We start from the raw sequence: 22,534 nt of genomic DNA, 5'->3' as shown, positions 1-22,534 counted from the left end.
CCCGGCAGCACGGATCAGCCGCCGTGGGTCCCGGCGCTCCGGTAGTCGGTGTAGGTGTAGGGGTTGTCCAGCACCTTCGTCTCCGGGACGTCGGGGTTCATGCCCTGGCGCCAGGCGTCCTCGCCCATCGTGGACCGCAGGTGCTCCACCGTCGCCTCGACGCTGCGGCGCACAGCGGGCAGGTCGGCGCCGACGAGCCGGCCGTCGCGCTTCACGACGCGCCCGTCCACCAGCACGGTGTGGACGTCGGCGCGCTGGGCCTGGAAGGCGACGTGCCCGTGCGGGTTGAGCAGCGGGAACGACACGGGGGAGTGGTCGTTGCGGATCAGCACGAGATCGGCCTTCTTGCCGACCTCGACGCTGCCCAGCTCCGACTCGCGGCCCAGCGCCGTCGCCCCGCCGCGGGTGGCCCACTCGACCACCTGGTCGGCGCGCAGTGAGGAGTGGGTGACGGTCTCGCCCGCCGCGTGCGCCTCCAGGTGCTCGCGGGAGCGGTCGGCGCCCAGCGTGGAGCGCATGGCGGAGAACAGGTCGCCGCTCCACCACACGCTGGTGTCCATCGACAGCGACACCGGGATGCCGTGCGCGCGCAGCGCCCAGGTGGGCGGGTAGCCCTGCCCGGCGCTCTGTTCGCTCTCGGTCGACACCGAGACCGACCCGCCGGTGGCGGCGATCCGGTGGTAGGAGTCGGCCGAGAGCGTGGCCGCGTGCACGTACACCGTCTCCGGGGTCATGAAGCCGTGGTCGTGCATGAGCCGGATGCCGTCGTCGTTGGTGGCGCCCCAGACGCCCGCGTGCGTGGAGACCGGCAGGCCCAGCTCGCGGGCCACCTCGAAGGCGGGCTTCTCCGGGAACGCCGGGTCGCCGGTGACGTCGAACGCGAGCTGGACACCGAGCATGTCGCCGCCGCTGTGGCGGGCGACGAAGTCGCGGAACTCCGGGGCCGCCGTCCAGTTCGCGGGGGCGTCCTGGATGTTGCCGTAGGCCAGGACGAACCGGCCCGGCACCGACCGCAGCGCGTCGACGGCGGCCTCGGCGTGGTCGGTGGTCTGCAGCCCGTGCGACCAGTCGACGGTGGTGGTGACGCCCGCGTCGAGGGCCTCCCAGGCGGCGAGCACGTTGCCCGCGTGGACGTCCTCGGGCCGGAAGGTCCGGCCGTGCTCGAGGTAGTACCAGACGAAGTACTGCGTGAGCGTCCAGTCGGCGCCGTAGCCGCGCATGGCCGTCTGCCACATGTGCCGGTGGGTGTCGATCATGCCGGGCATGACGACGCCACCGGCCGCGTCGATCTCCTCGGTGCCGGCGGGCACCTCCAGGCCCGGGCCGACCGCGGCGATCCGGCCGTCGACGGCGAGCACGTCGTGGCCGGTGAGCACGGTGCGGCCCGCGTCGACGGTGAGCACGGTGCCGCCCCGCAGGACGACCGGGCGGCGCTCGGTGGGGTCGCTCATCGACGGCACTCCTCTGTGCATGCGGACGAGTGTCCGGATGACGGTCTTCTGCGTTGATCGCCACCTTCACCCAGGCTCGTTCCGGTGTCAATCGGCGATTCGGGCGCCGCGCTGCGCCGATCCGGTGCAGGGTGTCCGCATCGCGGACAGCGGAGGCTACGCTGCTGCACAGGAGGTGTCGCATGCCCCGTGAGGGAACCGGCCCGGACTTCATCGAGGCCCTCGCCCGCGGGCTGGAGGTCATCGCCGCCTTCCGCCCGCACCACCCGTCGATGACGCTCGCCGAGGTCGCGACGGCCACCGGGCTCGCCCGGCCGACCGCGCGGCGGATCCTGCTGACGCTCGAGGAGCTCGGCTACGTGCGCGCGGGCGAGCGGGGGTACGCCCTGACGCCGCGGGTGCTCGACCTCGGTGTCGCCTACGTGCGGTCGACGGGCCTGTGGGAGGTCGCCCGGCCGCACCTGGAGCGGCTGGTCGCGCGCACCCGCGAGTCGTGCTCGATCGCCCAGCTCGACGGCTCCGACATCGTCTACGTCGCCCGGGTCTCGGTGCCCAAGATCGTCTCCCTGACCGTGCAGATCGGCACCCGGTTCCCGGCGCTGTCGACGTCGCTGGGCAAGGTGCAGCTCGCGGCGCTGGCCCCCGACGAGCTCGACGCCGTGCTCGCGCAGCCGACCCGCTCCGGGCTGGTGCCGCGCTGGCAGCCCGACCGCGCCGAGCGCGACGCCGCGCTGCGCGAGGTCCGGGCCCGCGGCTGGGCGCTCACCGACGAGCAGCTCGCGCTCGGCATCCGCTCCGTCGCCGCCCCGCTGCGCGACGGGTCCGGGCGCGTGATCGCCGGGGTCAACGTCAACTGCCACGCGGCCGAGACGCCGGTGGAGCGCCTGCTCGAGCACCACCTCCCGCTGCTGCTGCAGGCGGCGGGCGACATCAGCGCCGACTTCGCACGCGTGCAGGACGTCCCGCACGTCGCGGTCTCCTGACTTGACCGGACCGGGGGCCCGGCGCAGACTCACGATCGATCGGACACATGTCCGCTCAACGGACGAGGAGGGTGCATGACGGGACCGTTGGCGGGGGTGCTGGTCGCCGACCTCTCCCGGGTGCTCGCCGGGCCGTACGCCACGATGCTGCTGGCCGACATGGGGGCCGAGGTCGTCAAGGTCGAGAGTCCCCAGGGCGACGAGACGCGCACCTGGATGCCGCCGGTCCGCGGCGAGACCTCCACCTACTACCTCGGGATCAACCGCGGGAAGCGGTCGATCGCGCTCGACCTGCGTGACGAGGCCGACGCCGCCGTGGCCCGCGAGCTGACCCGCCGCGCCGACGTCGTGATCGAGAACTTCAAGCCGGGCGGGCTGGCGAAGTACGGGCTCGACCACGCCGGCGTCAGCGCGGTGAACCCGGCGGTCGTGTACGCCTCGATCACCGGCTTCGGCTCGGGCGCGGGCGCCCACGTGCCCGGCTACGACCTCATGGTGCAGGCGATCTCGGGCCTGATGAGCCTCACCGGCTCCCCGGACGGACCGGCCTACCGCGCGGGCATCTCGGTGTTCGACGTGATGGCCGGCAACCACGCCGTCATCGGCATCCTGGCCGCGCTGCGGCACCGGGACGCGACGGGGGAGGGCCAGCACGTCGAGGTCAACCTGCTGTCCTCGGCGCTCACCGGCCTGGTCAACCACAGCTCGGCCTACGTCGCGGGCGGGGTGGTGCCGACGCGGATGGGCAACGCGCACCCCAGCGTCTTCCCCTACGAACCGCTGCCCACCGCCGACGACGACCTGATCGTCGCCGCGGCCAACGACGGGCAGTTCCGCAGGCTCTGCGAGGTGCTGGGCATCCCCGAGGTGCCCGACGACCCGCGCTTCGCCCGCAACGCCGACCGGACGCGCAACCGCGAGGAGCTGCGGCCGCTGCTGGAGGAGCGCCTGGCCACCCGCGGCGCCGTCGACTGGTTCGAGGCGCTCACCGCGGTCGGGGTGCCGTGCGGGCCGATCCAGAGCATCGACGGCGGGTTCGCGATGGCGCAGCGCTTCGGGCTCGACCCGGTCGTCGAGGTGGGCGAGGGCGACCGCGCGGTGCCGACGACCCGGCACCCGATCCGCTTCTCGGCCACCCCGGCGTCCTACCGCCTGCCCCCGCCGGAGCTGGACGAGCACGGCGCGGAGCTGCGGAAGTGGCTGTCGTCGCCGGGAGACACCGATGCCTGAGTACCCCACCGCGCTCGGCGCCTCGTCCCTGAACACGATCACCCTGCTCGGCCACGACCTCGCCGAGGACGTCATGGGCACCGTCGGGTTCGGCGAGCTGGCGTTCTGGCTGGCCACCCAGCGCCGCCCGACGCCGGGCGAGACGCGCGTGTTCGAGGCCGTGCTGGCCGCGCTGGCCGACCACGGGTTCACCCCGACCGCCATCGTCACCCGGCTGACCTACCTCAGCGCCCCGGACTCCGTGCAGGGCGCGCTCGCCGCGGGCCTGCTCGGCGGCGGCTCCCGGTTCCTGGGCGTCACCGAGGACTGCGGCCGGTTCCTGCACTCCCACCTCCCCGCCGAGCATCCCGTCGACGACGCGGGCTGGGACGCGCTGGCGCTGGAGATCGTGCGCGCGCAGCGGGCGGCGAAGCGGTTCGTGCCGGGCCTGGGCCACCACGTGCACAAGCAGGGCGACCCGCGCACCCCGCGGCTGTTCGCCATCGCGGCCGAGGAGGGGCTCTACGGCCCGCACCTGTCGCTGTTCGCCGCGATCGGGCGCGTGCACCCCGAGGTGCTGGGGAAGACCCTGCCGCTCAACGGCGCGGGCGTCTGCGGCGCCGCGCTCGCCGACCTCGGGCTGCCGCTGGAGCTGCTGCGCGGGTTCGCGCTGCTGGCCCGCACGGCCGGGCTGATCGGGCAGCTCGCCGAGGAGCTGCGCCACCCCGTCGGGAACGACATCTTCCTGTCGGTGGACCTGAACAACACCTCCGTCGACCCCGACCCCTACCGAGGAAGCTGAGATGGACGCCGTCACCGAGGACACCATCACCGACCTGGCCGTCTCCCGCTGGGGCACCGCGAAGGACCCGCGCACCGGCGAGATCCTCACGGCGCTGGTCCGGCACCTGCACGACTTCGCCCGCGAGGTGCGGCTCACCGAGGCCGAGTGGATGGCCGCGGTGCAGTGGCTCACCGCCACCGGGCAGATCAGCGACGACAAGCGCGAGGAGTTCATCCTGGCCTCCGACGTGCTCGGGCTCTCGATGCTGGTCGTGCAGATGAACCACGACCTCGACGCGGCCGCCACCCCGGCGACGGTGCTCGGCCCGTTCCACATCGACGGCTCGCCCGAGCTGGGGTTCGGCGGGGACATGTCGCAGGGCCTGCCGGGCACGCCGCTCTACGTCCACGGCAAGGTCCGGTCGCTGGACGGCTCGCCGGTCGGCGGCGCGGTGCTCGACGTGTGGCAGGCCGACTCCGACGGCGCCTACGAGGCCCAGCTGCCCGTCGACGAGGCCCGGCTGCGCGCGAAGTACACCTCCCGCGCCGACGGCAGCTACTGCCTGCGCACGATCGCGCCGCTGGGCTACGCGATCCCGATGGACGGCCCCGTCGGCGAGCTGATCTCGCAGACCGCGATCAGTCACTACCGGCCCGCCCACGTGCACTTCCTGCTCGCCGTGCCCGGCTTCGAGCCGCTGATCACGCACCTGTTCCAGGACGGCGCGCAGTACCTCGACAGCGACGTGGTGTTCGGCACCAAGCCCGAGCTGGTGGTGGCGTTCGACGAGCGCGGGCCCGGCCCCACGCCGGACGGCGGCCGCAGCGACGTGCCGTGGCTGGAGGCCCGCTACGACTTCGTGCTCCAGCCGGGCTGATGCGGGCCGCGGAGATCCGCACGCCGGGCTCGTCGCCGGTCGTGGCGGAGCGGGCCGAGCCGGCGGGCGCGGTCGTCGTCGACGTCACCGCGGCGCCGATCACCCCGCTCGACCTGCTCTGCGCCACCGGCACGTCGTACTTCGGGACGCCCGCCACGCCCTACGTCCCGGGGGTGCAGGGCGTGGGAGCGCTCGCCGACGGCACGCCGGTCTGGTTCGCGACCCCGGCCGGCATGGCGCCCGGAGACGGCAGCATGGCGCAGCGCGCGGGCGTCACCGCCGACGACGTGGTCGCGCTGCCGACCGGCGTCGACCCGGTGCTCGTCGCCGCGCTGGGGCTGTCCGCCGTCGCGGCCTGGATGTGCCTGACCTGGCGCGGGCGGCTGGCGCCGGGGGAGACGGTGGTCGTGCTGGGGGCGGGCGGGGTCGTCGGCGAGGCGGCCGTGCAGCTCGCCCGGCTCGCCGGGGCGGGGCGGGTCGTCGCCTGCGCCCGGTCGGGCGACGCGCTGGAGCGGGCCCGCGCGCACGGCGCCGACGCGACCGTCGTCCTCGACGGCGACGACGTGGCCGCGCGCCTGGCGGCCGCCACCGGCGACGGGGCGGACCTGGTGATCGACCCGCTGGCGGGCGCCCCGGCCGCCGCCGCGCTGTCGACGCTGCGCCCCGGCGGGCGGCTGGTGAACCTCGGGGGCTCGGCCGCACCGGCCGTCGAGGTCGACTCGGCGACGCTGCGCAGCCGCTCGCTCGACGTGCTCGGCTACACCAACAACTCGCTCGACCCCGACCGCCGTCGCGACGCCGTGCAGGCGGTCGCCCGGTTCGCCGCGGCGGGCGAGCTCACCGTCCGCCACGAGCGCGTGCCCCTCGCCGACGCCGCCGACGCCTGGACCCGCCAGGGCGACGGCTCCGCACGGGGCCGCGTCGTGCTCGTCCCCTGATCCCGGAGGCCTTCCATGTCGCTCCCCCTGCTGCCCACGTCGCTGGTCGGGTCCTACGCCCAGCCCGAGTGGCTGATCGACCGCGCGAAGCTGGCGGGGCGCTTCCCGCCGCGGGTACGGGCCAGGGAGCTGTGGCGCCCGGCCCCCGAGCACCTCGCGGAGGCCCAGGACGACGCCACCCGGCTCGCGATCCGCGCCCAGGAGGACGCCGGGCTCGACATCGTCACCGACGGGGAGATCCGCCGCGAGAGCTACTCCAACCACTTCGCCACCGCGCTCGACGGCGTCGACGTCGACAACCCCGGCACGGCGCTGGACCGCAGCGGCCACCCCAACCCGGTCCCGCGGATCACCGGCCCGATCCGGCGGCCCCACCCCGTCGAGGTCGACGACATGCGGTTCCTGCGCGCGCACACCGACCGCACGATCAAGATGACGGTGCCCGGCCCGTTCACGATGAGCCAGCAGGCCCAGAACGACCACTACCCCGACGCCGAGGCCGCCGCGATGGACTACGCCGCGGCCGTCAACGCCGAGATCCGCGACCTGCACGCGGCGGGCGCCGACATCGTCCAGATCGACGAGCCGTACATGCAGGCCCGCCCGGACGCCGCCCGCGCCTACGGCCTCGCCGCGCTGAACGCCGCACTCGACGGCGTCACCGGCACGACCGCGGTGCACATCTGCTTCGGCTACGCCGCGATCATCCACGAGCGGCCGGAGGGCTACTCGTTCCTGCCCGAGCTGGCCGGCTGCCCCGTGGACCAGGTGTCGATCGAGACCGCGCAGTCCGGCCTGGACCTGGGCGTGCTGGCCGACCTGTCCGGCAAGACGATCATCCTGGGCGTGATCGACCTGTCCGACCCGGCCGTCGAGACTGCCGAGGTGGTGGCCGCCCGGACGCGCCGCGCGTTCGCGCACACCACACCGGAGCGCGTGGTGATCGCCACCGACTGCGGCATGAAGTACCTGCCGCGCGCGTCCGCGGAGGGCAAGATGCGGGCGATGTCGGGCGCCGCGGCGCTGCTCCGGGCCGAGCTGCGCTAGCGCTCAGGCGACGGCCTGGGCCTGCTCCACGGCCAGGGCGTCGACCAGGTCGTTCATCTCGTCCCCGGAGTGGCCCTTCACCCAGCGGAAGGACACGTCGCCGCGCTCGTTGACCAGCGTGATGAGCGGCTCCCACAGGTCCCGGCTGACGACGGGCTTGCGCGCGCTGGTGACCCAGCCGCGGTCGATCCAGCCCTTCCACCAGCGGTCGCGGAAGCAGTTGACGACGTAGGTCGAGTCGCTGACGACGACCAGCGGGCCCTCCAGCGCGCGCACCGCCTCCAGTGCGGCCCGGATCTCCATCCGCTGGTTGGTGGTGGGGGACTCCCCGCCCGCGCCGCGCCGCCCGTCGCGGGTGGCCCACGCCCAGCCGCCCGGGCCGGGGTTGCCCGAGCAGGCGCCGTCGGTCCAGACCTCCAGCGCGCCGTCGGGGGCGGGCATGTCGGGGCGGGACGGCTTCTTCGCCCGTGCGGGGGCCTTCGCCGGGGATGCCTTCGTCGACGGGGTCGCGTCGGCGCAGGCCACGTGCCCCCACCCGGTGCCGGCGCGGGCGATCTCCTCACCGGGGGAGACGCGGGAGGAGCAGACGCCGCAGGTGGTGGCGTACTTCGCGGTCATCGGCACCCGGACACCGTAACCGGGGCCCGGGTGCCGACGAGGAGGGGCTCAGCCGGTGTACGGCGCCCCGAGGGGGTCGACGACGTCGCGGTCGGCGACGTCGGCGGCCAGGCGGGCCAGCGCCCAGTCGCCGTCGCCGTGCAGGTGGTCGATCGCGGTGAGCCGGCTCGTGTAGTGGCCCACCGCGTACTCGGCCGTCATGCCGATCCCGCCGTGCAGCTGGATCGCCTCCTGCCCGACGTGCCGGGCGGCGCGGGCGGTCTGCAGCCGGGCGCGGGCCGCCGCGGTGACGACGTCACCGCCCGCGTCGACGACGAGCACGGCCCACAGCGCGATGCTGCGGGCGAGCTCCAGCGACACGTACATGTCCGCGGCCCGGAACGTCAGCGCCTGGAACGTGTTGAGGGTGACGCCGAACTGCTTGCGCGTCTTGAGGTACTCGGTCGTGGTGGTGAGCGCGGTGCTCATCGCGCCGACCGACTCGTGCGCGTAGGCGATGCGGGCCACGGCCAGCGCCCGCTCGACGTCGGCCCGGCGGTCGCCGGCGTCCTCGCCCAGCGGCTCGGCGACGGCGCCGTCCAGTCGGATCCGGGCGGCGCGGGCGCCGTCGTGGGTGCGGTACCCGTGCCGGGCCACGCCCTCGGCGTCGCCGCGCACCAGGAACAGCCGGGTGACGCCGTCGGCCACGGCGCTGACGACCAGCACGTCGGCCCGCGCGCCGTTCGGCACCGGCTCCTTGACGCCGGTGAGCCGCCAGCCGCCGTCGGCCTCCGTCGCGGTGACCTGCGCGGCGGCGGGGCTCCACCGGGTGCCCGGCTCGGCGTGCGCGAACGCGGCCAGCACGCTGCCGTCGGAGATGCCGGCGAGGATCTCGCCGCGCTGGGCGTCGGTGCCGACGGCGTCGACGAGGCCGCCGGCGAGGACGACGGCCTCCACGAACGGCTCGGGGGCCAGCACGCGCCCGATCTCCTCGGCCACGATCGCGACCTCCACAGGGCCTGCGCCGGTGCCGCCGACGGACTCGTCGAACGGCAGGCCCAGCAGGCCCATCTCGGCCAGCTGCCCCCACAGCCGCTCGTCGAACCCGGGGTCCTGGGCGACGGCCTTGCGCCGCTGGTCGATGGCGCCGTAGGCGCGCTCGAGCATGCCCCGAACTGCGTCGCGCAGGTCGTCCTGCTCGGTGTCGAAGGTGAAGTCCATGTCTGCTCAGAGCCCCAGGATCGTGCCGGCGATGATGGTCCGCTGCACTTCGTTCGAGCCTCCGTAGATGGAGACCTTGCGGTCGTTGAGGTAGCCCGGCGCGGACCGGCGGGCCCAGTCGGGGAGGTCGGAGTCGGGGTCGGGGCCCGCGGCGATCGACAGCGGCCCGGCGATGTCCATGACCAGTGCGGTGGCGTCCTGCTCCAGCTGCGAGCCGCGCAGCTTGAGCACCGACGACGCCGGGTGCGGGCGCCCGCCCGCCGAGTGCGCGACGACCCGCAGCGCGGTGAGCTCCAGGGCCACCATCTCGTTCTCCAGCTCCGCGAGCCGGGCGGCGATGCGCGGGTCCTCGATGAGCGGGTGCCCGTCGGCGGAGATCTCACGGGCGTACTGCCGCGCGCTCGCGAGCAGCCGCTTGGTGGAGCCGACGCGGGCGATGCCGACGCGCTCGTTGCCGAGCAGGAACTTCGCGTAGTCCCAGCCCTTGTTCTCCTCGCCGATCAGGTTCTCCGCGGGCACCCGGACGTCGGAGAAGAAGACCTCGTTGACCTCGACGCTGCCGTCGACGAGCTCGATCGGGCGCAGGCTGACCCCGGGGGAGTCCATCGGGAACACGATCATCGAGATGCCGCGCTGCTTCTTGGCGGCGGGGTCGGTGCGCACCAGGCAGAAGATCCAGTCGGCGTGCTGGCCCAGCGTCGTCCAGGTCTTCTGGCCGTTGACGACCCACTCGTCGCCGTCGCGGACGGCGGTGGTGCGCAGGCTCGCGAGGTCGGAACCCGCCTCGGGCTCGGAGAAGCCCTGGCACCACCAGATGTCGAGGTTGGCGGTGGCCGGCAGGAACCGCTCCTTCTGCTCCTGGCTGCCGAACGCCGCGATCACCGGGCCGATCATGCTGGTGTTGAACGCCAGCGGCTCGGGCACGCCCGCGAGCTGCAGCTCCGAGCGCCAGATGTGGCGCTGCAGCGGGGTCCAGTCGCGCCCGCCCCACTCCACCGGCCAGTCCGGCACGGCCAGGCCCGCGGCGTTGAGGATGCGCTGGCTCTCGATCCAGTCCTCGCGGGCGAGCTCTCCGCGGGCCGTGACGGCGTCGCGCATCGACTGCGGGATGCGGGTCGTGAAGAACGTCCGCATCTCCTCCCGGAACTTCTCGTCCTCCGGCGACAGCTGCAAGCGCATCGCGCTCCACCTTCCCTTCCGCGACGGGCGGGCGCCCGGCCTACCCGAGAGTAGGACTTGTCCGGGGTCCCGTGCAGCCGGGGGCCCGGGCCGTCGTGGAAGGATCATGGCCGTGCTGACCGTCCCGGTGGCCCGGCCCCGGGGCCGGCGGCGCGCCGCCGCCCTCGCCGGTGTCCCGCTGGGCTACCTGGCGCTCGCGGTGGCCGTCACCGCGTCGTGGTGGGCGCCGCTCGGGCGGCGGGTCACGGCCGTCAACGAGCCCGACGCGGTGCTGTTCGGCTGGCTGTTCACCTGGACCCCGTACGCGGTGGGCCAGGGCCGGATGCCGCTGTTCTCCGACGCGCTCAACCACCCCGACGGCATCAACCTGATGTGGAACAACGGGATGCTGCTCCCGGGGCTGCTGCTGGCCCCGGTCACCGCGGCGTTCGGCGGGCTCGGCACCGTCACCGTCGTCACCACCCTCGGCCTGGCCACGACGGCGACGGCGACGTACCTCTGCCTGCGCGCGCTGCCCGTCGCCACCGGGCCCGCGGCCGTCGGGGGGCTGCTCGCCGGGTTCTCCCCGGCCATGGTGGCGCAGGCCGCGGGCGGGCACCCCAACCTGGTGCTCGACCCCCTCGCGCCGGTGCTCGTGCTGCTGTCGGTGCGGCTGCTCACCGCGGAACGGCCCGCGCGGTCCACCGCCGTGCTGCTGGGGGTCACCGCGGGGGCGCAGGTGTACGTGGGGGAGGAGATCCTGTTCCTCGCCGGTGTCGTCGTCGCCCTGTTCGTGCTGGTGCTGGTGGCCTCCGCGCCGCGCGAGGCGGCGCGGAGGGCGGGTCCCGTCGCCGGGCGGGCGCTGCTGGCGCTGGGGGTGTTCGCGCTGGTGGGCGGCCCGGGCCTGGCCTACCAACTGCTGGGGCCGCTCCCGCAGGAGGGCAGCCCGTTCCTCCCGGGCTACTACTCCACCGACCTCGCGGGGTTCGTCGTCGGCACCGGGCTGCAGCTGCTCACCACCGACGCCGACGTCGCCCGCTCGGCGGGGTTCGCCGGCGGCCCGGAGGAGCACACCGCGCTGCTGGGGCTGCCGCTGCTGGTGGTGCTGCTCGCCGCGCTGGTGCGCTACCGCGCCGACGCCGCGCTGCGCACCGTCCTGGCGGTGGCGGCGGGCACGGCGGTGCTGGGCCTGGGGCCCGAGCTGGTCGTCGACGGCGTGCGCACCGGCGTGCCGCTGCCGTGGGCGCTGCTGCTGCCGCTGCCCGGGTTCGAGCACGTCATCTCCACGCGGCTGCCGCTGTTCACCGCGGGCCTGGCCGGGGCGGCGCTGGCGCTGGCGCTGCACCGGGTGCGGGGCGAGACCGCCGGGGTCCGTGCCGTCGCGGGCGTCGCCGTGGCGGTGGCGCTGCTGCCGCTGGTGCCCGCGCCGCTGCCCGCCCGCGACGCCCCGCCGACCCCGGCGTTCCTGCTCTCCGACGACCCGGCGCTGGACTGCCCGGGCGGGAGCGTGCTGGTGCTGCCCTTCCCGGTCACGCCCGACACCGACGCGATGGCCTGGCAGCAGGCCGCGGGCATGTCCTTCGCGATGCCCGGCGGCTACTTCATCGGCCCGTCGGCGGCCGGCCGCGCCACCCTCGGCGGGCAGCCGACGCCCACCGGCCGCCTGCTGCGCGACGTCGAGGCCGACGGCGTGGTCCGCGAGGTCACCCCGGCCGTGGCCCGCAACCTGCGCGCCGACCTCGCCCGCTGGGGCACCTGCTCGGTCGTGCTCGGCCCGGCCCGCCACCGCGACGCCCTGCTCGCGCAGGCCACGGCGCTGCTGGGCGCCCCGCCGGAGCACGTCGGCGACGTCGCGGTGTGGCGCGACCCGCGGGGCTGATCCCGCCCGCCCTGCCGGCCGGTCGTGCCCGACCTAGCCTGGCGCCATGCGCCATCACGACCTCGTTGTCGTCGGGACCGGATCGGGCAACACCGTCGTCGACGACTCCTTCGCCCACCTCGACGTCGCGATCGTGGAGCGGGGGCGCTTCGGTGGCACCTGCCTCAACGCCGGGTGCATCCCCACCAAGATGCTGGCCCACACCGCCGACGTGGCGCAGGCCGTGCGGGGCAGCGCGCGGTTCGACGTCGACGCCCGGCTCGACGGCGTCCGCTGGCCCGACGTGCGGGACCGCGTGTTCGGCCGGCTCGACCCCCAGGCCCGCGACGGCCGGCGCTTCCGCGAGCAGGACTGCGACCACGTCACCGTCTACGAGGGCGACGCGCGGTTCACCGGTCCGCGCACGCTGCGGATCGAGCGCACCGACGGGACGGGCGCCGACGACGTCTCGGCCGACCGGATCGTGATCGCCACCGGCGGCCGGCCCGTGGTGCCCGAGCCGGTGGCGTCCTCGGGGGTCGCGTTCGAGACCTCCGACACCGTCATGCGGATGCCGCGGCTCCCGGAGCGGCTCGCGGTGCTGGGCGGGGGCTACATCGCGGTGGAGCTCGCGCACGTGTTCGGCTCCCTCGGCGCGCAGGTCACCGTCGTCGACGTGGCCGACACCCTGCTCGGCGGGCAGGACGAGGACGTCGCCCGGCGGTTCACCGAGCTGGCCCGCGAGCGCTGGGACGTCCGCACCGGGCGCGAGCTCACCGCCGTCGAGGCGGCCGGGGACGGGGTCCGGCTCACCCTCGACGACGGCGCCACCGTCGAGGCCGACACGCTGCTCGTCGCCGTCGGGCGGGTGCCCAACGGCGACACCATGGACCTGCCGAAGGCCGGCATCGACACCCACGAGGACGGCCGGATCGTCGTCGACGCGCAGCTGCGGACCACCGCCGACGGCGTCTGGGCGCTCGGCGACGTGAGCACGGCGGTGCCGCTCAAGCACGTGGCCAACCGGGAGGCCGCGATCGTCGCGCACAACCTGCTGCACCCCGACGACCCGCGGGAGACCGACGACACCCCGGTGCCGGCCGCGGTGTTCACCGACCCGCAGGTCGCGAGCGTGGGGATGACCGAGCAGGACTGCCGCGACGCCGGCCTGGACTGGACGGCGGGGGCCACCGAGTACCGCGACACCGCCTACGGCTGGGCGATGGAGGACCCGCCCGGGTTCGTCAAGGTCCTCGCCGAGCGCGGCACCGGCCGGCTGCTGGGCGCGCACCTGCTGGGGCCGCACGCGTCGATCCTGGTCCAGCCCCTCGTCGTCGCCCTGTCCTGCGGCATCGACGCCCGCACCCTCGCCGAGCGGCCGTACTGGATCCACCCGGCGCTCACCGAGGTCGTCGAGAACGCCCTGCGCGCGGTCTGACCGCCGTCAGAACGGCACGGCGGCGGTGTGCGCGTCGCGCACCACCTCGGCGAACCGTTCCAGCAGGCGGCGCGGGGACGGGGTGTCGGTGTCGGGTGTGCGGGGGCACTCGGGCTCGGCCGGTGCCGGGCCGTCGGTGGGGCTCATGGGCGTGCGCTCCCGGGTGGTCGGGCGACCCGAGCCGAGGACGTACGGGCCGGGTCAGTGGGCGGTGGGCCACGCCCGACACCGGCGGTCGTCGACCGAGAGCTGATCCGTCGCCAGCAGGCACACGCGGAACGTGTGGCGCGGGGGGCGGGTCGCCGGGGTCACGTCGCCATTCGACCACCGCACCGGTGCCCCCGGCAACCTCCGTGCCGGTCAGGCCCGCGCGCGGCCGGCCCGCCGCAGGGTGAACGCGGCGAGCCGGACCGTCAGCGCGTCGACCACGAAGCCGCCGATCCGCCACCCGTCCAGGGCATCGGCGGCCGGAGCCCCGATCCCCAGCAGCGGCAGGATCAGCGGCACCGCGAACGCGGCCACCCCCACGACTCCGGCCACCGCGGCCACCACCAGCAGCTCGGGACGGGGGTCCACCAGCAGCGCGACCGCCCCGGCCAGGGCCACCGCGGACAGGGCGAACCCGAGCACGGCGCCGGCACCGTCGGCGCGGAGCGCGATCACGAGGTGGACGACGCCGGCGACGGCCCACGTCGTCGCGACGACGGCGGAGCCACCGCGGGGCACGGGGGGCATGGTCGGGATCTCCTCCGGTGGGCATCCGGGGGTCTCCGGTGCCGTCGAGGATAGCCCGGTGTCCCGCACCCACCGGGCCCGCCACGGCGCGGACGCCGTCAGGCGTCGTCGGGCCCGCCACGGCGCGGACGCCGTCAGGCGTCGTCGGGCTCGGCCAGGGAGCGGGTGAAGGCGCGCAGGCGGCGCAGGGCGAGCTCGTCGACGTCGCGCGAGCCGGAGCGCAGGGCCTGCTGGATGGCGCGGTAGGTGCGGGCCTGCAGGCCGCAGCGGCGGCACCGCTGCAGGTGCCGCGCGACCCGGGCGGCGGTGGGGTCGTCGACCTCGCCGTCGAGGTAGCGCTGCAGCGCGCGGGAGGTGCGGTAGCAGCGCGCGATCTCCGCGGGCGACATCCTCCTCGGTGACATCCCGTCCGGCGACCTCCTGTTCGGCGTCATGACCGGCTCCGGCGGGGGACGAGCCCGGCGGCGACCAGGCGGGTGCGGATACGGGCGCGGGCGCGGTGCAGCCGGCTCATCACCGTGCCCCGCGGCACCCCGAGTGCGAGGGCGGCCTCGGCGTAGGTGAGTCCGTCGACGTCGACCAGCTGCACCACGGTGCGGTGCGCGGCGGGCAGGGCGGCCAGTGCGTCGGCGACGACGCCCTCGAACCGGGCGTCGACCACGACGTCCTCCGCGCTGCGGGCGTCGCCGCCGCGGTCGAGCAGCCCCGTCGCCTGCTCGTCGCCGTGCAGCAGCGCCGGGATCCGGGTCCGGGCGCGGTTGCGGTGGGTGTTGCGCAGGATCGTCAGGAGCCAGGCGCGGGGGTGCGCACCGTCGAAACGGTCGACGGCGCGGTAGGCGCGCACCAACGTGTCCTGGACGAGGTCCTCGGCGTCGGCGGGCTGGCCCGTCATCGTCAGCGCCACCCGGTGCAGGACCGCGACCTCCGGCTCGACGTAGCGGGCGAACGCCGTCGCGCGGCGGCCGGGGTCGGGCACCGCGACGGCGTGGTCGTCCACGCCGTCGGAACCCCGGGCGGCGTCCGGTGATTCCCCGGTTCGGCGGATCCGGTGATCGGCATGGATGCTCGTGCCCGCCCCTGCCCGTGTCCGAAGGAGCCCCCGTGGTCCACCGCCCGCACACCGTCGCGTTCGACGTCGTGGAGACCCTGATCTCGCTGGAACCGCTCCGAGCCCGGTTCGTCGACGTCGGCCTGCCCGACCTCACCCTGGAGCGCTGGTTCGACCGCATGCAGCGCGACGGCATGGCGTTGACGCTGGCCGGGGACTACGAGCCGTTCCCCGCCGTGGCGGCCGCGGCGCTGCGGGTGATCGGCGGGGGACGGCTGTCCGACGACGACGTCGCCCACGTGCTCGACGGGTTCGCGGAGCTGCCCGCGCAGCCCGACGCGGAGCAGGCGATGCGGGTCCTCACCGACGCCGGCGTGGCCGTGGTGTGCCTGAGCAACGGCGCCCGGGAGACGACCGAGGCGTTCCTGGGCCGCAGCGGCCTCGACCGGTTCGTCGACCAGGTGATCGCCACGTCCGAGGTGCGGATGTGGAAGCCGCCGCGCGCGGTCTACGACCACGCGCTGTCGCGCATCGGCCGTCCGGCCCCCGACGTGGCGCTGGTGGCGGTGCACGCCTTCGACTGCCACGGGGCCCACGCCGCCGGCCTGACCACCGGGTGGGCGGGGCGGCTGGAGCGGCACTACACGGAGGTCTTCACCCGGGCCGACGTCGTCGGCGACGACCTGGTCGAGGTGGCGAGGGGTCTCGTCGCCCTGCCCGCACCCCGGTGACCGCCGTGGCGCCGCCCCCCGACGGGCGGGCCTGGGACCTGCTCGTCGTCGGCGGGGGGAGCGCCGGCCTGGTCGGGGCGCGCACCGCGGCCTCGTTCGGGGCGTCGGTGCTGATGGTGGAGCGCGACCGGCCCGGCGGGGACTGCCTGTGGACGGGCTGCGTCCCCAGCAAGGCGCTGCTCGCCGCGGCGTCGGCCGCCGCCGACGCCCGTGCCGCGACCCGCCTCGGCGTGCACGCCGACCGGATCCGGGTGGAGTTCGACCAGGTCATGGCGCACGTGCGGGCCGCCGTCGCGGCCATCGAGCCCGTCGACTCGGCCGAGGCGGTGCGCGCGGCGGGCGTCGCCTTCGCGGCCGGGACGGCGACGTTCACCGGGCCCGCGACGGCCGCCGTCGACGGGGCCGCCGTGCGGTTCCGGCAGGCGCTGGTCGCCACCGGGTCCGACCCGGTCGTCCCGGGGGGCCACCCTGCTGCACGAGCTGACCCGGGTGCCGGTGTCGGGGCGCCGCGACCGGTTCGCGCTGACCGCCGAGCTGCTCGAGGAGCTGGCCGATCACCGCGGCCGCGACCCGCGGGAACGGCTGCTGGTGGTCGACGAGGCGCAGCAGCTCAACCGGGAGTGCATCGAGTTCCTGCGCTACCTGCACGATCACCGGCTGACCCGGTTCGCGTTGCTGCTGGTCGGTGGGGACGGCGCCTGGAAGGTGCTGGCCAAGGAGCCGATGCTGCGCTCGCGGATCTACCGCCGGGTGGTATTCCGGGCGCTGACCGGAGATCAGGTGTGCGAGCTGATACCACGGTTCCATCCGGTCTACGCCGACGCCCCACCCGAGCTACTGCTGTTCGTCGATGACCACTTCGCGCACGGCAACCTGCGCGACTGGGCGGCGTTCACCGCCACCGCGGTCGAGCTGTGCCGGGCCGCCGGGCGGGACCGGATCGACGAGACGCTCGCGCGCAACGCGTTCGCCCTGCACGGCGGCACCCGCGCCGCGGCCGCCACCCACTGATGACCACGCCCTTGGCCACCGCGGCCCCCCGCAGCGGCTCGTGGCATGGGGCCGAGGTGCTGATCGACGCCGACGACACCGCGGAGTGCGTGGCCGCGCTCGGTGCCCGGCACGACCTGAGCCACGGCGTGGTGGTGTGTCATCCCACTCCCGGCCCGGCGGGGTTGTCGGTGCTGGGCGAGGACGTGCTGGTCGCGCTGGGGAAACGCCCCGGCGGCCCCGCCGCGGAGGGTGTGAGCCGCCGCGCGTGGGAACTCGCGGGGCTGTGGCTACGCGCCGAACAGGTCCGCCATCTGGTCGTGCTGCGCGCGCAACTGCTGCCCACGCCGCGGTGGCGCGAGCTGGCCGGGCTCACCGCAGCCGCCGGCACGCGGTTGTGGCTTGTCACCAACGAGCCCGGCCGTGACATCGGTGAGCGCGGGCGCCCGTGGCGGGTGGCGCTGGCGTTGCTGCCGACACCACGAACGACGGTCGACGGCGGGTTCCCCGAAGTGCCCGACGTGGAGTTCCCGCTGTTCCGCGCGGCCGCGCGGCGGCTGCTCGACCCGGCCGGGTTCGCCCGCGTCGACGACGTGTACCGCACCACCCTGGCCCAGGCCCACGACGTCGCCCGCCGCTGGACCCGCCCCGGCACCGTGGGGCGGCCGGTCGACGCCCAGCACGCGGCCGCGGTGCTGCAGCGCCACACCATCGACGCGACCAGCACCGCCGAGGTCCTCACCCGCGTGCGGGCGGTCCAGGCCGGGTTCTTCACCGCAGGGCTGTTCCTGCAGCTACCGCCGCGACCGGGTCTGTCCGCGGTGCGGGTCAACCTGACGCCGCGGCTCGACCCGACCGACATCGACCGGATCCGCGGGTTGTGCTCCCCGTCCGCCGCCGCCGTGCTGGCCATCGCCGCCGCGACCGGGCTGCGCTCCGGCGCCTTGGCGTCGGTGCGGCTGCGCGACGTGCTGTCCGGCACCGGTCCCGACCAGCATCTCGTCCATCTCGTCGCCGACGGCACGCTCTACCGGCTGCCCAAGTCAGTGGCCGGGTCGGTCCGGGCGGCGGTCATCGAACGGCACGCCCAGCTCGCGGGCGAACCCTCGCCCGCGCCGGGTCCCGGCCCGGGCGAGGTCGCATTGTTCACCGGGAGCAGCCCGGACACGTCGGTGACCAGGCGGGCGGTGCAGCAGGTCCTCGACCGCGCCGCCGCGTACGCCGGGGTCACGTTGTCGCCGCCGTCGTTCCCCGGTGTCGCGGTGCACGACTTGTGCGGCACGGCGTGACCCGAGGACACGGGGCTGCGTCCCGGCCGGCGCGGCGGCTGGTCATCGACTGGGCGCTGGTGGAGCAACGACGGGTCGCCGCGGGGATGTCCCACGCCCAGCTCGCGCAGCGGGTCGGGGTGGCCGCGGTGACCGGCCCGGTCCGGCTCTGGGGCGACCGCGACCACGACACGGTGCGCCTCGGGCTGCTGGAGCGGCTGTGTCAGGTCCTGGACCTGCACCCGGTGGAGTTGTTCACCGCACCCACCCGGGTCCGGCAGCGCCGCGCCGTGCGGCCAGCCCACCGCCCGGCCGACGACCAGGTCCTCGAAGCCGCGCTGGCCACCAGCGGCGCCGCGCCGACGGTGGCCGCCGGACAACACCCGGCGCCGGTCGGGCGAGCCGAGCTGGCCGACGCGCTCGGATGGCCGCTGCACCGGCTGGCCGCCGCCGTGGCCGCGCTGGAGGACACGCTGGCTGCGCGCGGTGTCCGCATCAACAACGACGTCGTCGGTGACGGCAGGACGGTGCACGACCTACAGCCCCGAAGCGGGCTCCTCACCCCGACCCAGCGCGAGGCGCTGCACCGCCTCGCCCACGCCGACGAGCGTCTCGACCTCGACGCGCTCCGGGCGCTGTACGCGATCGCCCAGCCCGACAGCCACTACACCGAGCGGCACCACGTCATCGGACCCGCCGGAATCCGGCTCCAGCAGCTCGGGCTCGTGCACCGCCGCCACCGCTCCCGCAACCTCGAATGTGGAGCGACGGTAGAACGGCAGTGCTTCGGCGCCACGAGAATGGCTGAACTTCTGGCGCGATGCGAGAACAGCAACGCGGCCGCCGCGCCGAACTGACCACGCCGGGCCGGCGGGGCCCAGGCTGACGTCGGAGCACCGACGCGACCATGACGGCGACCGCGACGCCGCGGTGTGCGAAGCACGCGCGGGCCGGCGGACCCAGCCGGGAGGGGGCGTCGGGCACGGATCCACGGTAGGTCGCCCACCGACAACCTGCCCCCTTGGCGAACAGGAGCGGCAGGATTGGCAAGTACTCGGGTGAGGTGGGGAGGAACCCGGTGGACGACGACAGCCTGCTGCTCCGGTCGGTGCAGGACCCGGGCGCGTTCGCGACGCTCGTCGGGCGCCATCAGGCGGCCGTCCACGGTTACCTGGTCCGCCGCGCGCCCCCTGCGGCGCCGGACCTGTTGGGGGAGGTGTGGGTGCGGGCGTTCGCGGCTCGCTCGACGTTCGACCCGGCCCGCGGCTGGCTGTTCGGGGTGGCTCGGCATGTATTGCTCGCGCACTGGCGCGCCGTACGGCCGGCCCCGGCGCCGTTCCCGACCGAGCTGGCCGCGCCCGACGAGTGGCCGGCCGTGGACGAGCGGCTGACCGCGGCCGCGGCGGCGCCCCGACTGCGCGCCGCCCTGGCGGCGCTGGCCCCCGTCGAACGTGAGCTGCTGCTGCTCGTCACCTGGGAGCAGCTCACCCCGCAGGAGGCCGCGACGGCAGTCGGAATCCCACGCGGGACGGCTCGGTCGCGCCTGCACCGTGCCCGGTTGGCGATGCGGGATCACCTCACCGACGTCACCACCCACGACGACCGGACAGGGGAACGGGCATGACACAAGACATCGAGATCCCCGGTTGGGACGCGGTCGTGGCGGCCGGGCGGGTCGATCCCGCCCCGGCCCGCGTGCTGGCTGCAGCCGACCGGCGCTGGCGGCCAGCGCGGCAGCGCCGCTGGTGGCGCGGGACGCGAACCGTCCTGGCGGCGGCTGCTGTCGCCGCGTCGGCGCTCATCGCGGTCCCGCTGCTCGGCGGGCCTGGGGCCGCGTCGGCCGAGGCGGCCGAGGTGCTGGGGCGGGCCGCGTCGGCCGTCGTCGACACCGGGGCACCCGGCCCCGGGCAGCTCTGGCGGGTCGAGACGGCGGGGGTGTACACAGCAACCGTGGTGGACGGTGGCCGCGCCTCGACCTACCTGGAGGAGCAGCGCCGCACGACCTGGATCCCAATCGACCCGGCGCAGCCGCATTGGTGGGACGACTCCCGCCGTTTCATTGAGCTCGTCGACGGCGACGTCCCGCTCACGGAAGCCCGCCGGCAGCATCCGGACACCCGACAGGTGCTGCAGATCGTCACCACCGGCCCGGTGGTCCCTAGCTGGCAGGCGCCCACCGTTGACTGGCTGGCTGGGCTGCCGCGCGATCGAGCTCTGCTGCGCGAACTGCTCTATGCCGACAGTGCGGGGCGTGGCCGATCCACCGACGGGGAGGTGCTCGTCTACGTCGCCGACGTCCTGCGCAGCGGCATCGTGCCGCCCGACCTGCGCGTCGCCCTCTACCGGGTGCTCACGACCGTGCCCGGGGTCGAGGTGACGGCCGGGGACGCCGAGCTGTTCGGCCGCTCCGGGGTGGCGCTGGGCCGGGTAGAACTCTTCGGCGGCGACCGTCAGGAGATCGTCATCGACCCGGACACCGGTGACTACCTGGGGGATCGCTACGTCTCGCCGGACGGCACGATCAGCTACGGCTCGGTCACGACCACGGTCGTCGACGGCGTCCCTGCGGACGTCGTTGCCGCGGCGGACGTCATGACCTGCGTGACGCAACCCGACGGCGCCACGAGCTGCGAGGTGGGGTGACGGCAAGAAATAGCCTGTGCCTCCTGCACCGGTACCTCACGCTCACTTGGATGCCCGGGCCGGGCGCAGCGGGGGCTGGACCCCTACGACAAGGGCTGAGCGGGCCCTGTGCAGCCGACCTCTTCCTGAAGCGGGGCCGGGACCGGGCGCACCTGGCCCTGGGTCAGGTCGGGGTTATACGGCACACTGTGCAGGCGGATGTTGTCAGGTGGGGGAGTGCCCCCTCACCATCAGGTCGCGCCGCAGCGCCGCAGCGCACCGGATCGAGGTTCGGAGGTCCCGTGGTTGCGATGGAACTGCCCACCGAGGAGCGACTGGCCCCCGGCGACCTCATCGCGACGCTGGTGTCCCGCACACCGGCCCCTGGCCCGAACCCGACCGACTGGCCGGGTCTCACGTTCTACCGCTTCGTCGAGCCGACGCTCCCGCAGTGGGACGACGTCGGCGGGCTCTCGCTGTGCGTCGTGGCGCAGGGCCGCAAGTGCGTGACCGTCGACGGGGTGCGCCACCGCTACGACCAGTTCCACTACCTCGTGCTCAAACGTGGGCTCCGCTTCCAGGCCGAGATCTTGCAGGCCAGCGTCGAGAAGCCGTACCTGTCGTTCGTGCTGCAGGTCGATCCCGCGATGGTCCGGCGGATCTGCGCGGACATGCTCGAGCGATCGGCGACGACGTTCCACCGGCCGGCCGCGCCGGACCCGCGCGACGCGTACGTGGCACCCCTCGACCTCGACATGCTGGGCGCGGCCCTGCGCTTCGTGAAATCCGTGGTGCACGGGGCGGACCGCAGGGTGCTGGCCCCGATCTACCTGCAGGAGATGGTCTACCGGGTGCTGCAGTCGCAGGAGTGCGAGCGGCTGGTCCAGGGAGCATCGGAGGAGTGCGGGCGCAACCCGGTGGCCGCCGTCATCCATTACGTGACGCAGCGGATGTCCGAACCGCTCACGATCGCCGACCTGGCCGAACACGTGAGCATGAGCCCGTCGACGTTCGCCCACCTGTTCCGGGACGCCACGGGGATGTCGCCGTACCAGTTCGTCAAGCGGCTGCGTCTCGACCGTGCGCGGGGCCTGCTCGTGGACGGCGAACTGAACGTCAGCGAGGTGGCCACGAGCGTCGGCTACTCGAGCCTGTCGGCGTTCATCACCGAGTTCAAGCGCCACTTCGGGCTGACCCCGAAGGCCTACGCCGATGCCCAGCGGGGCGGCGTGGCGCTGCGCGTGGACCGCGCGACGTCCCGCGTCTGAGGTCCGCAGGAATCCGCAACTTTTCCGCAGAAATCGAGCTAACCCCGGCATTGCCCGGCTCCTAGTGTTCCCGATCACACCACCATCCGGGAGCACACCATGCCGCGCTTGCTCTACCTGGTCACCAGCGCCCGCGAGATGCGACTCGCGGACGGGACACCGCACGAGACCGGCTTCTTCGCCGAGGAAGCGGCCGTCCCGTACCGGAAGTTCACCGAGGCCGGGGTCGACGTCGTCGTCGCGACACCCGACGGGCAGCCGCCCCACGCCGACCCCTACGGCCTCCAGCCGATCTTCCACATGCCTGATGA

The 22,534-nt window shown here is 74.8% G+C and carries 23 protein-coding genes and 2 pseudogenes; 17 read left to right on the top strand and 8 right to left on the bottom strand.

Going from position 1 to position 22,534, the window contains the following annotated elements; translation table 11 throughout:
• Window positions 1-14: 14 nt before the first annotated feature.
• Window positions 15-1,451 carry an amidohydrolase family protein gene (locus PHY01_RS09930; RefSeq protein WP_141278282.1) on the bottom strand — a complete coding sequence of 479 codons (1,437 nt, stop codon included), beginning with the start codon at window positions 1,449-1,451 and terminating at the stop codon, window positions 15-17.
• Window positions 1,452-1,633: 182 nt separating this feature from the next.
• On the opposite strand from PHY01_RS09930, the gene PHY01_RS09925 reads away from it, so the two are divergent.
• The 6 genes from PHY01_RS09925 to PHY01_RS09900 all read left to right on the top strand — a co-directional run bounded on the left by PHY01_RS09925 (window position 1,634) and on the right by PHY01_RS09900 (window position 7,289).
• Entirely contained in the window at window positions 1,634-2,434 is an 801-nt protein-coding gene (locus tag PHY01_RS09925) for an IclR family transcriptional regulator domain-containing protein (protein ID WP_141278281.1), read from the top strand.
• Between the two features lie 75 nt (window positions 2,435-2,509).
• Window positions 2,510-3,664 (top strand): CaiB/BaiF CoA transferase family protein, encoded by a 1,155-nt coding sequence (locus PHY01_RS09920; RefSeq protein WP_141278280.1) that lies wholly within the window; start codon window positions 2,510-2,512, stop codon window positions 3,662-3,664.
• On the top strand, window positions 3,657-4,445 hold the full coding sequence (locus PHY01_RS09915; RefSeq protein ID WP_141278279.1) for a citryl-CoA lyase: 789 nt from the start codon (window positions 3,657-3,659) through the stop codon (window positions 4,443-4,445). The genes PHY01_RS09920 and PHY01_RS09915 overlap by 8 nt, the downstream gene beginning before the upstream one ends.
• A gap of 1 nt (window position 4,446) precedes the next feature.
• Window positions 4,447-5,304, top strand: coding sequence for a dioxygenase family protein (locus tag PHY01_RS09910; RefSeq protein WP_141278278.1), 858 nt, complete (start codon window positions 4,447-4,449; stop codon window positions 5,302-5,304).
• Window positions 5,304-6,242 (top strand): quinone oxidoreductase family protein, encoded by a 939-nt coding sequence (locus tag PHY01_RS09905; RefSeq protein WP_141278277.1) that lies wholly within the window; start codon window positions 5,304-5,306, stop codon window positions 6,240-6,242. Before PHY01_RS09910 ends, PHY01_RS09905 begins: the two co-directional genes overlap by 1 nt.
• Before the next feature lie 15 nt (window positions 6,243-6,257).
• Window positions 6,258-7,289 (top strand): uroporphyrinogen decarboxylase family protein, encoded by a 1,032-nt coding sequence (locus PHY01_RS09900; RefSeq protein ID WP_141278276.1) that lies wholly within the window; start codon window positions 6,258-6,260, stop codon window positions 7,287-7,289.
• Between the two features lie 3 nt (window positions 7,290-7,292).
• On the opposite strand, the gene PHY01_RS09895 is transcribed toward PHY01_RS09900, so the two are convergent.
• From PHY01_RS09895 to PHY01_RS09885, 3 genes are read right to left on the bottom strand one after another with little or no spacing between them, the layout of a single operon-like run.
• Window positions 7,293-7,907 (bottom strand): ribonuclease H family protein, encoded by a 615-nt coding sequence (locus tag PHY01_RS09895; protein ID WP_141278509.1) that lies wholly within the window; start codon window positions 7,905-7,907, stop codon window positions 7,293-7,295.
• Window positions 7,908-7,955: 48 nt separating this feature from the next.
• Window positions 7,956-9,107, bottom strand: a complete 1,152-nt coding sequence (locus PHY01_RS09890; protein WP_141278275.1) for an acyl-CoA dehydrogenase family protein — start codon at window positions 9,105-9,107, stop codon at window positions 7,956-7,958.
• Window positions 9,108-9,113: 6 nt separating this feature from the next.
• Window positions 9,114-10,286: an acyl-CoA dehydrogenase family protein gene (locus tag PHY01_RS09885; RefSeq protein ID WP_141278274.1), complete on the bottom strand. Its 1,173-nt coding sequence runs from the start codon at window positions 10,284-10,286 to the stop codon at window positions 9,114-9,116.
• Window positions 10,287-10,392: 106 nt separating this feature from the next.
• Here PHY01_RS09885 and PHY01_RS09880 point away from each other — a divergent pair, with 106 nt between their 5' ends.
• Together PHY01_RS09880 and PHY01_RS09875 are read left to right on the top strand one after the other, a co-directional pair.
• Window positions 10,393-12,144: a hypothetical protein gene (locus PHY01_RS09880; protein WP_141278273.1), complete on the top strand. Its 1,752-nt coding sequence runs from the start codon at window positions 10,393-10,395 to the stop codon at window positions 12,142-12,144.
• Between the two features lie 46 nt (window positions 12,145-12,190).
• Entirely contained in the window at window positions 12,191-13,561 is a 1,371-nt protein-coding gene (locus PHY01_RS09875) for a mycothione reductase (RefSeq protein ID WP_141278272.1), read from the top strand.
• Window positions 13,562-13,567: 6 nt separating this feature from the next.
• Here the strand turns inward: PHY01_RS09875 and PHY01_RS26385 are convergent, their stop codons facing one another.
• From PHY01_RS26385 to PHY01_RS09860, 4 genes are all read right to left on the bottom strand, one after another.
• Window positions 13,568-13,708, bottom strand: a complete 141-nt coding sequence (locus PHY01_RS26385) for a hypothetical protein (RefSeq protein WP_170183739.1) — start codon at window positions 13,706-13,708, stop codon at window positions 13,568-13,570.
• A 213-nt stretch (window positions 13,709-13,921) separates the two neighbouring features.
• Window positions 13,922-14,296, bottom strand: coding sequence for a hypothetical protein (locus PHY01_RS09870; protein ID WP_141278271.1), 375 nt, complete (start codon window positions 14,294-14,296; stop codon window positions 13,922-13,924).
• Between the two features lie 134 nt (window positions 14,297-14,430).
• A complete protein-coding gene (locus PHY01_RS09865; RefSeq protein ID WP_218030089.1) occupies window positions 14,431-14,700 on the bottom strand; it encodes a zf-HC2 domain-containing protein in 270 nt (89 codons plus the stop codon).
• 26 nt (window positions 14,701-14,726) lie between these two features.
• Complete coding sequence (locus tag PHY01_RS09860) at window positions 14,727-15,293, bottom strand: RNA polymerase sigma factor (protein ID WP_246085812.1); 567 nt, start codon at window positions 15,291-15,293, stop codon at window positions 14,727-14,729.
• 104 nt (window positions 15,294-15,397) lie between these two features.
• Here PHY01_RS09860 and PHY01_RS09855 point away from each other — a divergent pair, with 104 nt between their 5' ends.
• The 9 genes and pseudogenes from PHY01_RS09855 to PHY01_RS09815 form a co-directional block, all read left to right on the top strand.
• The gene (locus PHY01_RS09855) at window positions 15,398-16,075 is read left to right on the top strand and encodes an HAD-IA family hydrolase (protein WP_141278269.1); all 678 of its coding nucleotides are present in this window, start codon (window positions 15,398-15,400) and stop codon (window positions 16,073-16,075) included.
• A pseudogene (locus tag PHY01_RS28200) lies at window positions 15,961-16,527 on the top strand (FAD-dependent oxidoreductase); the annotation flags it as partial. The gene PHY01_RS09855 and the pseudogene PHY01_RS28200, both read left to right, overlap by 115 nt.
• 16 nt (window positions 16,528-16,543) lie before the next feature.
• Window positions 16,544-17,086, top strand: a complete 543-nt coding sequence (locus PHY01_RS27475) for an AAA family ATPase (RefSeq protein ID WP_141278507.1) — start codon at window positions 16,544-16,546, stop codon at window positions 17,084-17,086.
• Window positions 17,086-18,354: a hypothetical protein gene (locus tag PHY01_RS09840; protein WP_141278268.1), complete on the top strand. Its 1,269-nt coding sequence runs from the start codon at window positions 17,086-17,088 to the stop codon at window positions 18,352-18,354. The genes PHY01_RS27475 and PHY01_RS09840 overlap by 1 nt, the downstream gene beginning before the upstream one ends.
• Window positions 18,351-19,190, top strand: coding sequence for a helix-turn-helix domain-containing protein (locus tag PHY01_RS09835; protein WP_141278267.1), 840 nt, complete (start codon window positions 18,351-18,353; stop codon window positions 19,188-19,190). Before PHY01_RS09840 ends, PHY01_RS09835 begins: the two co-directional genes overlap by 4 nt.
• 221 nt (window positions 19,191-19,411) lie before the next feature.
• The gene (locus tag PHY01_RS09830) at window positions 19,412-19,957 is read left to right on the top strand and encodes an RNA polymerase sigma factor (RefSeq protein ID WP_141278266.1); all 546 of its coding nucleotides are present in this window, start codon (window positions 19,412-19,414) and stop codon (window positions 19,955-19,957) included.
• Complete coding sequence (locus tag PHY01_RS09825) at window positions 19,954-20,976, top strand: CU044_5270 family protein (RefSeq protein ID WP_141278265.1); 1,023 nt, start codon at window positions 19,954-19,956, stop codon at window positions 20,974-20,976. Before PHY01_RS09830 ends, PHY01_RS09825 begins: the two co-directional genes overlap by 4 nt.
• Before the next feature lie 290 nt (window positions 20,977-21,266).
• On the top strand, window positions 21,267-22,223 hold the full coding sequence (locus PHY01_RS09820) for an AraC family transcriptional regulator (protein WP_170183736.1): 957 nt from the start codon (window positions 21,267-21,269) through the stop codon (window positions 22,221-22,223).
• Between the two features lie 99 nt (window positions 22,224-22,322).
• Window positions 22,323-22,534: pseudogene (locus tag PHY01_RS09815) on the top strand (thiamine biosynthesis protein ThiJ); the annotation flags it as partial.

The sequence above is a fragment of the Pseudonocardia hydrocarbonoxydans genome, assembly GCF_006539565.1.
Classification (GTDB): domain Bacteria; phylum Actinomycetota; class Actinomycetes; order Mycobacteriales; family Pseudonocardiaceae; genus Pseudonocardia; species Pseudonocardia hydrocarbonoxydans.
This window is presented reverse-complemented; position numbering and strand designations above follow the sequence as displayed.

Excerpts from the sequence above, each read along its gene's own strand:
- PHY01_RS09930 (WP_141278282.1), bottom strand. The coding sequence starts at position 1,451 with ATGAGCGACCCCACCGAGCGCCGCCCGGTCGTCCTGCGGGGCGGCACC.
- PHY01_RS09925 (WP_141278281.1), top strand. The coding sequence starts at position 1,634 with ATGCCCCGTGAGGGAACCGGCCCGGACTTCATCGAGGCCCTCGCCCGC.
- PHY01_RS09920 (WP_141278280.1), top strand. The coding sequence starts at position 2,510 with ATGACGGGACCGTTGGCGGGGGTGCTGGTCGCCGACCTCTCCCGGGTG.
- PHY01_RS09915 (WP_141278279.1), top strand. The coding sequence starts at position 3,657 with ATGCCTGAGTACCCCACCGCGCTCGGCGCCTCGTCCCTGAACACGATC.
- PHY01_RS09910 (WP_141278278.1), top strand. The coding sequence starts at position 4,447 with ATGGACGCCGTCACCGAGGACACCATCACCGACCTGGCCGTCTCCCGC.
- PHY01_RS09905 (WP_141278277.1), top strand. The coding sequence starts at position 5,304 with ATGCGGGCCGCGGAGATCCGCACGCCGGGCTCGTCGCCGGTCGTGGCG.
- PHY01_RS09900 (WP_141278276.1), top strand. The coding sequence starts at position 6,258 with ATGTCGCTCCCCCTGCTGCCCACGTCGCTGGTCGGGTCCTACGCCCAG.
- PHY01_RS09895 (WP_141278509.1), bottom strand. The coding sequence starts at position 7,907 with ATGACCGCGAAGTACGCCACCACCTGCGGCGTCTGCTCCTCCCGCGTC.
- PHY01_RS09890 (WP_141278275.1), bottom strand. The coding sequence starts at position 9,107 with ATGGACTTCACCTTCGACACCGAGCAGGACGACCTGCGCGACGCAGTT.
- PHY01_RS09885 (WP_141278274.1), bottom strand. The coding sequence starts at position 10,286 with ATGCGCTTGCAGCTGTCGCCGGAGGACGAGAAGTTCCGGGAGGAGATG.
- PHY01_RS09880 (WP_141278273.1), top strand. The coding sequence starts at position 10,393 with ATGGCCGTGCTGACCGTCCCGGTGGCCCGGCCCCGGGGCCGGCGGCGC.
- PHY01_RS09875 (WP_141278272.1), top strand. The coding sequence starts at position 12,191 with ATGCGCCATCACGACCTCGTTGTCGTCGGGACCGGATCGGGCAACACC.
- PHY01_RS26385 (WP_170183739.1), bottom strand. The coding sequence starts at position 13,708 with ATGAGCCCCACCGACGGCCCGGCACCGGCCGAGCCCGAGTGCCCCCGC.
- PHY01_RS09870 (WP_141278271.1), bottom strand. The coding sequence starts at position 14,296 with ATGCCCCCCGTGCCCCGCGGTGGCTCCGCCGTCGTCGCGACGACGTGG.
- PHY01_RS09865 (WP_218030089.1), bottom strand. The coding sequence starts at position 14,700 with ATGTCACCGAGGAGGATGTCGCCCGCGGAGATCGCGCGCTGCTACCGC.
- PHY01_RS09840 (WP_141278268.1), top strand. The coding sequence starts at position 17,086 with ATGACCACGCCCTTGGCCACCGCGGCCCCCCGCAGCGGCTCGTGGCAT.
- PHY01_RS09825 (WP_141278265.1), top strand. The coding sequence starts at position 19,954 with ATGACACAAGACATCGAGATCCCCGGTTGGGACGCGGTCGTGGCGGCC.
- PHY01_RS09820 (WP_170183736.1), top strand. The coding sequence starts at position 21,267 with ATGGAACTGCCCACCGAGGAGCGACTGGCCCCCGGCGACCTCATCGCG.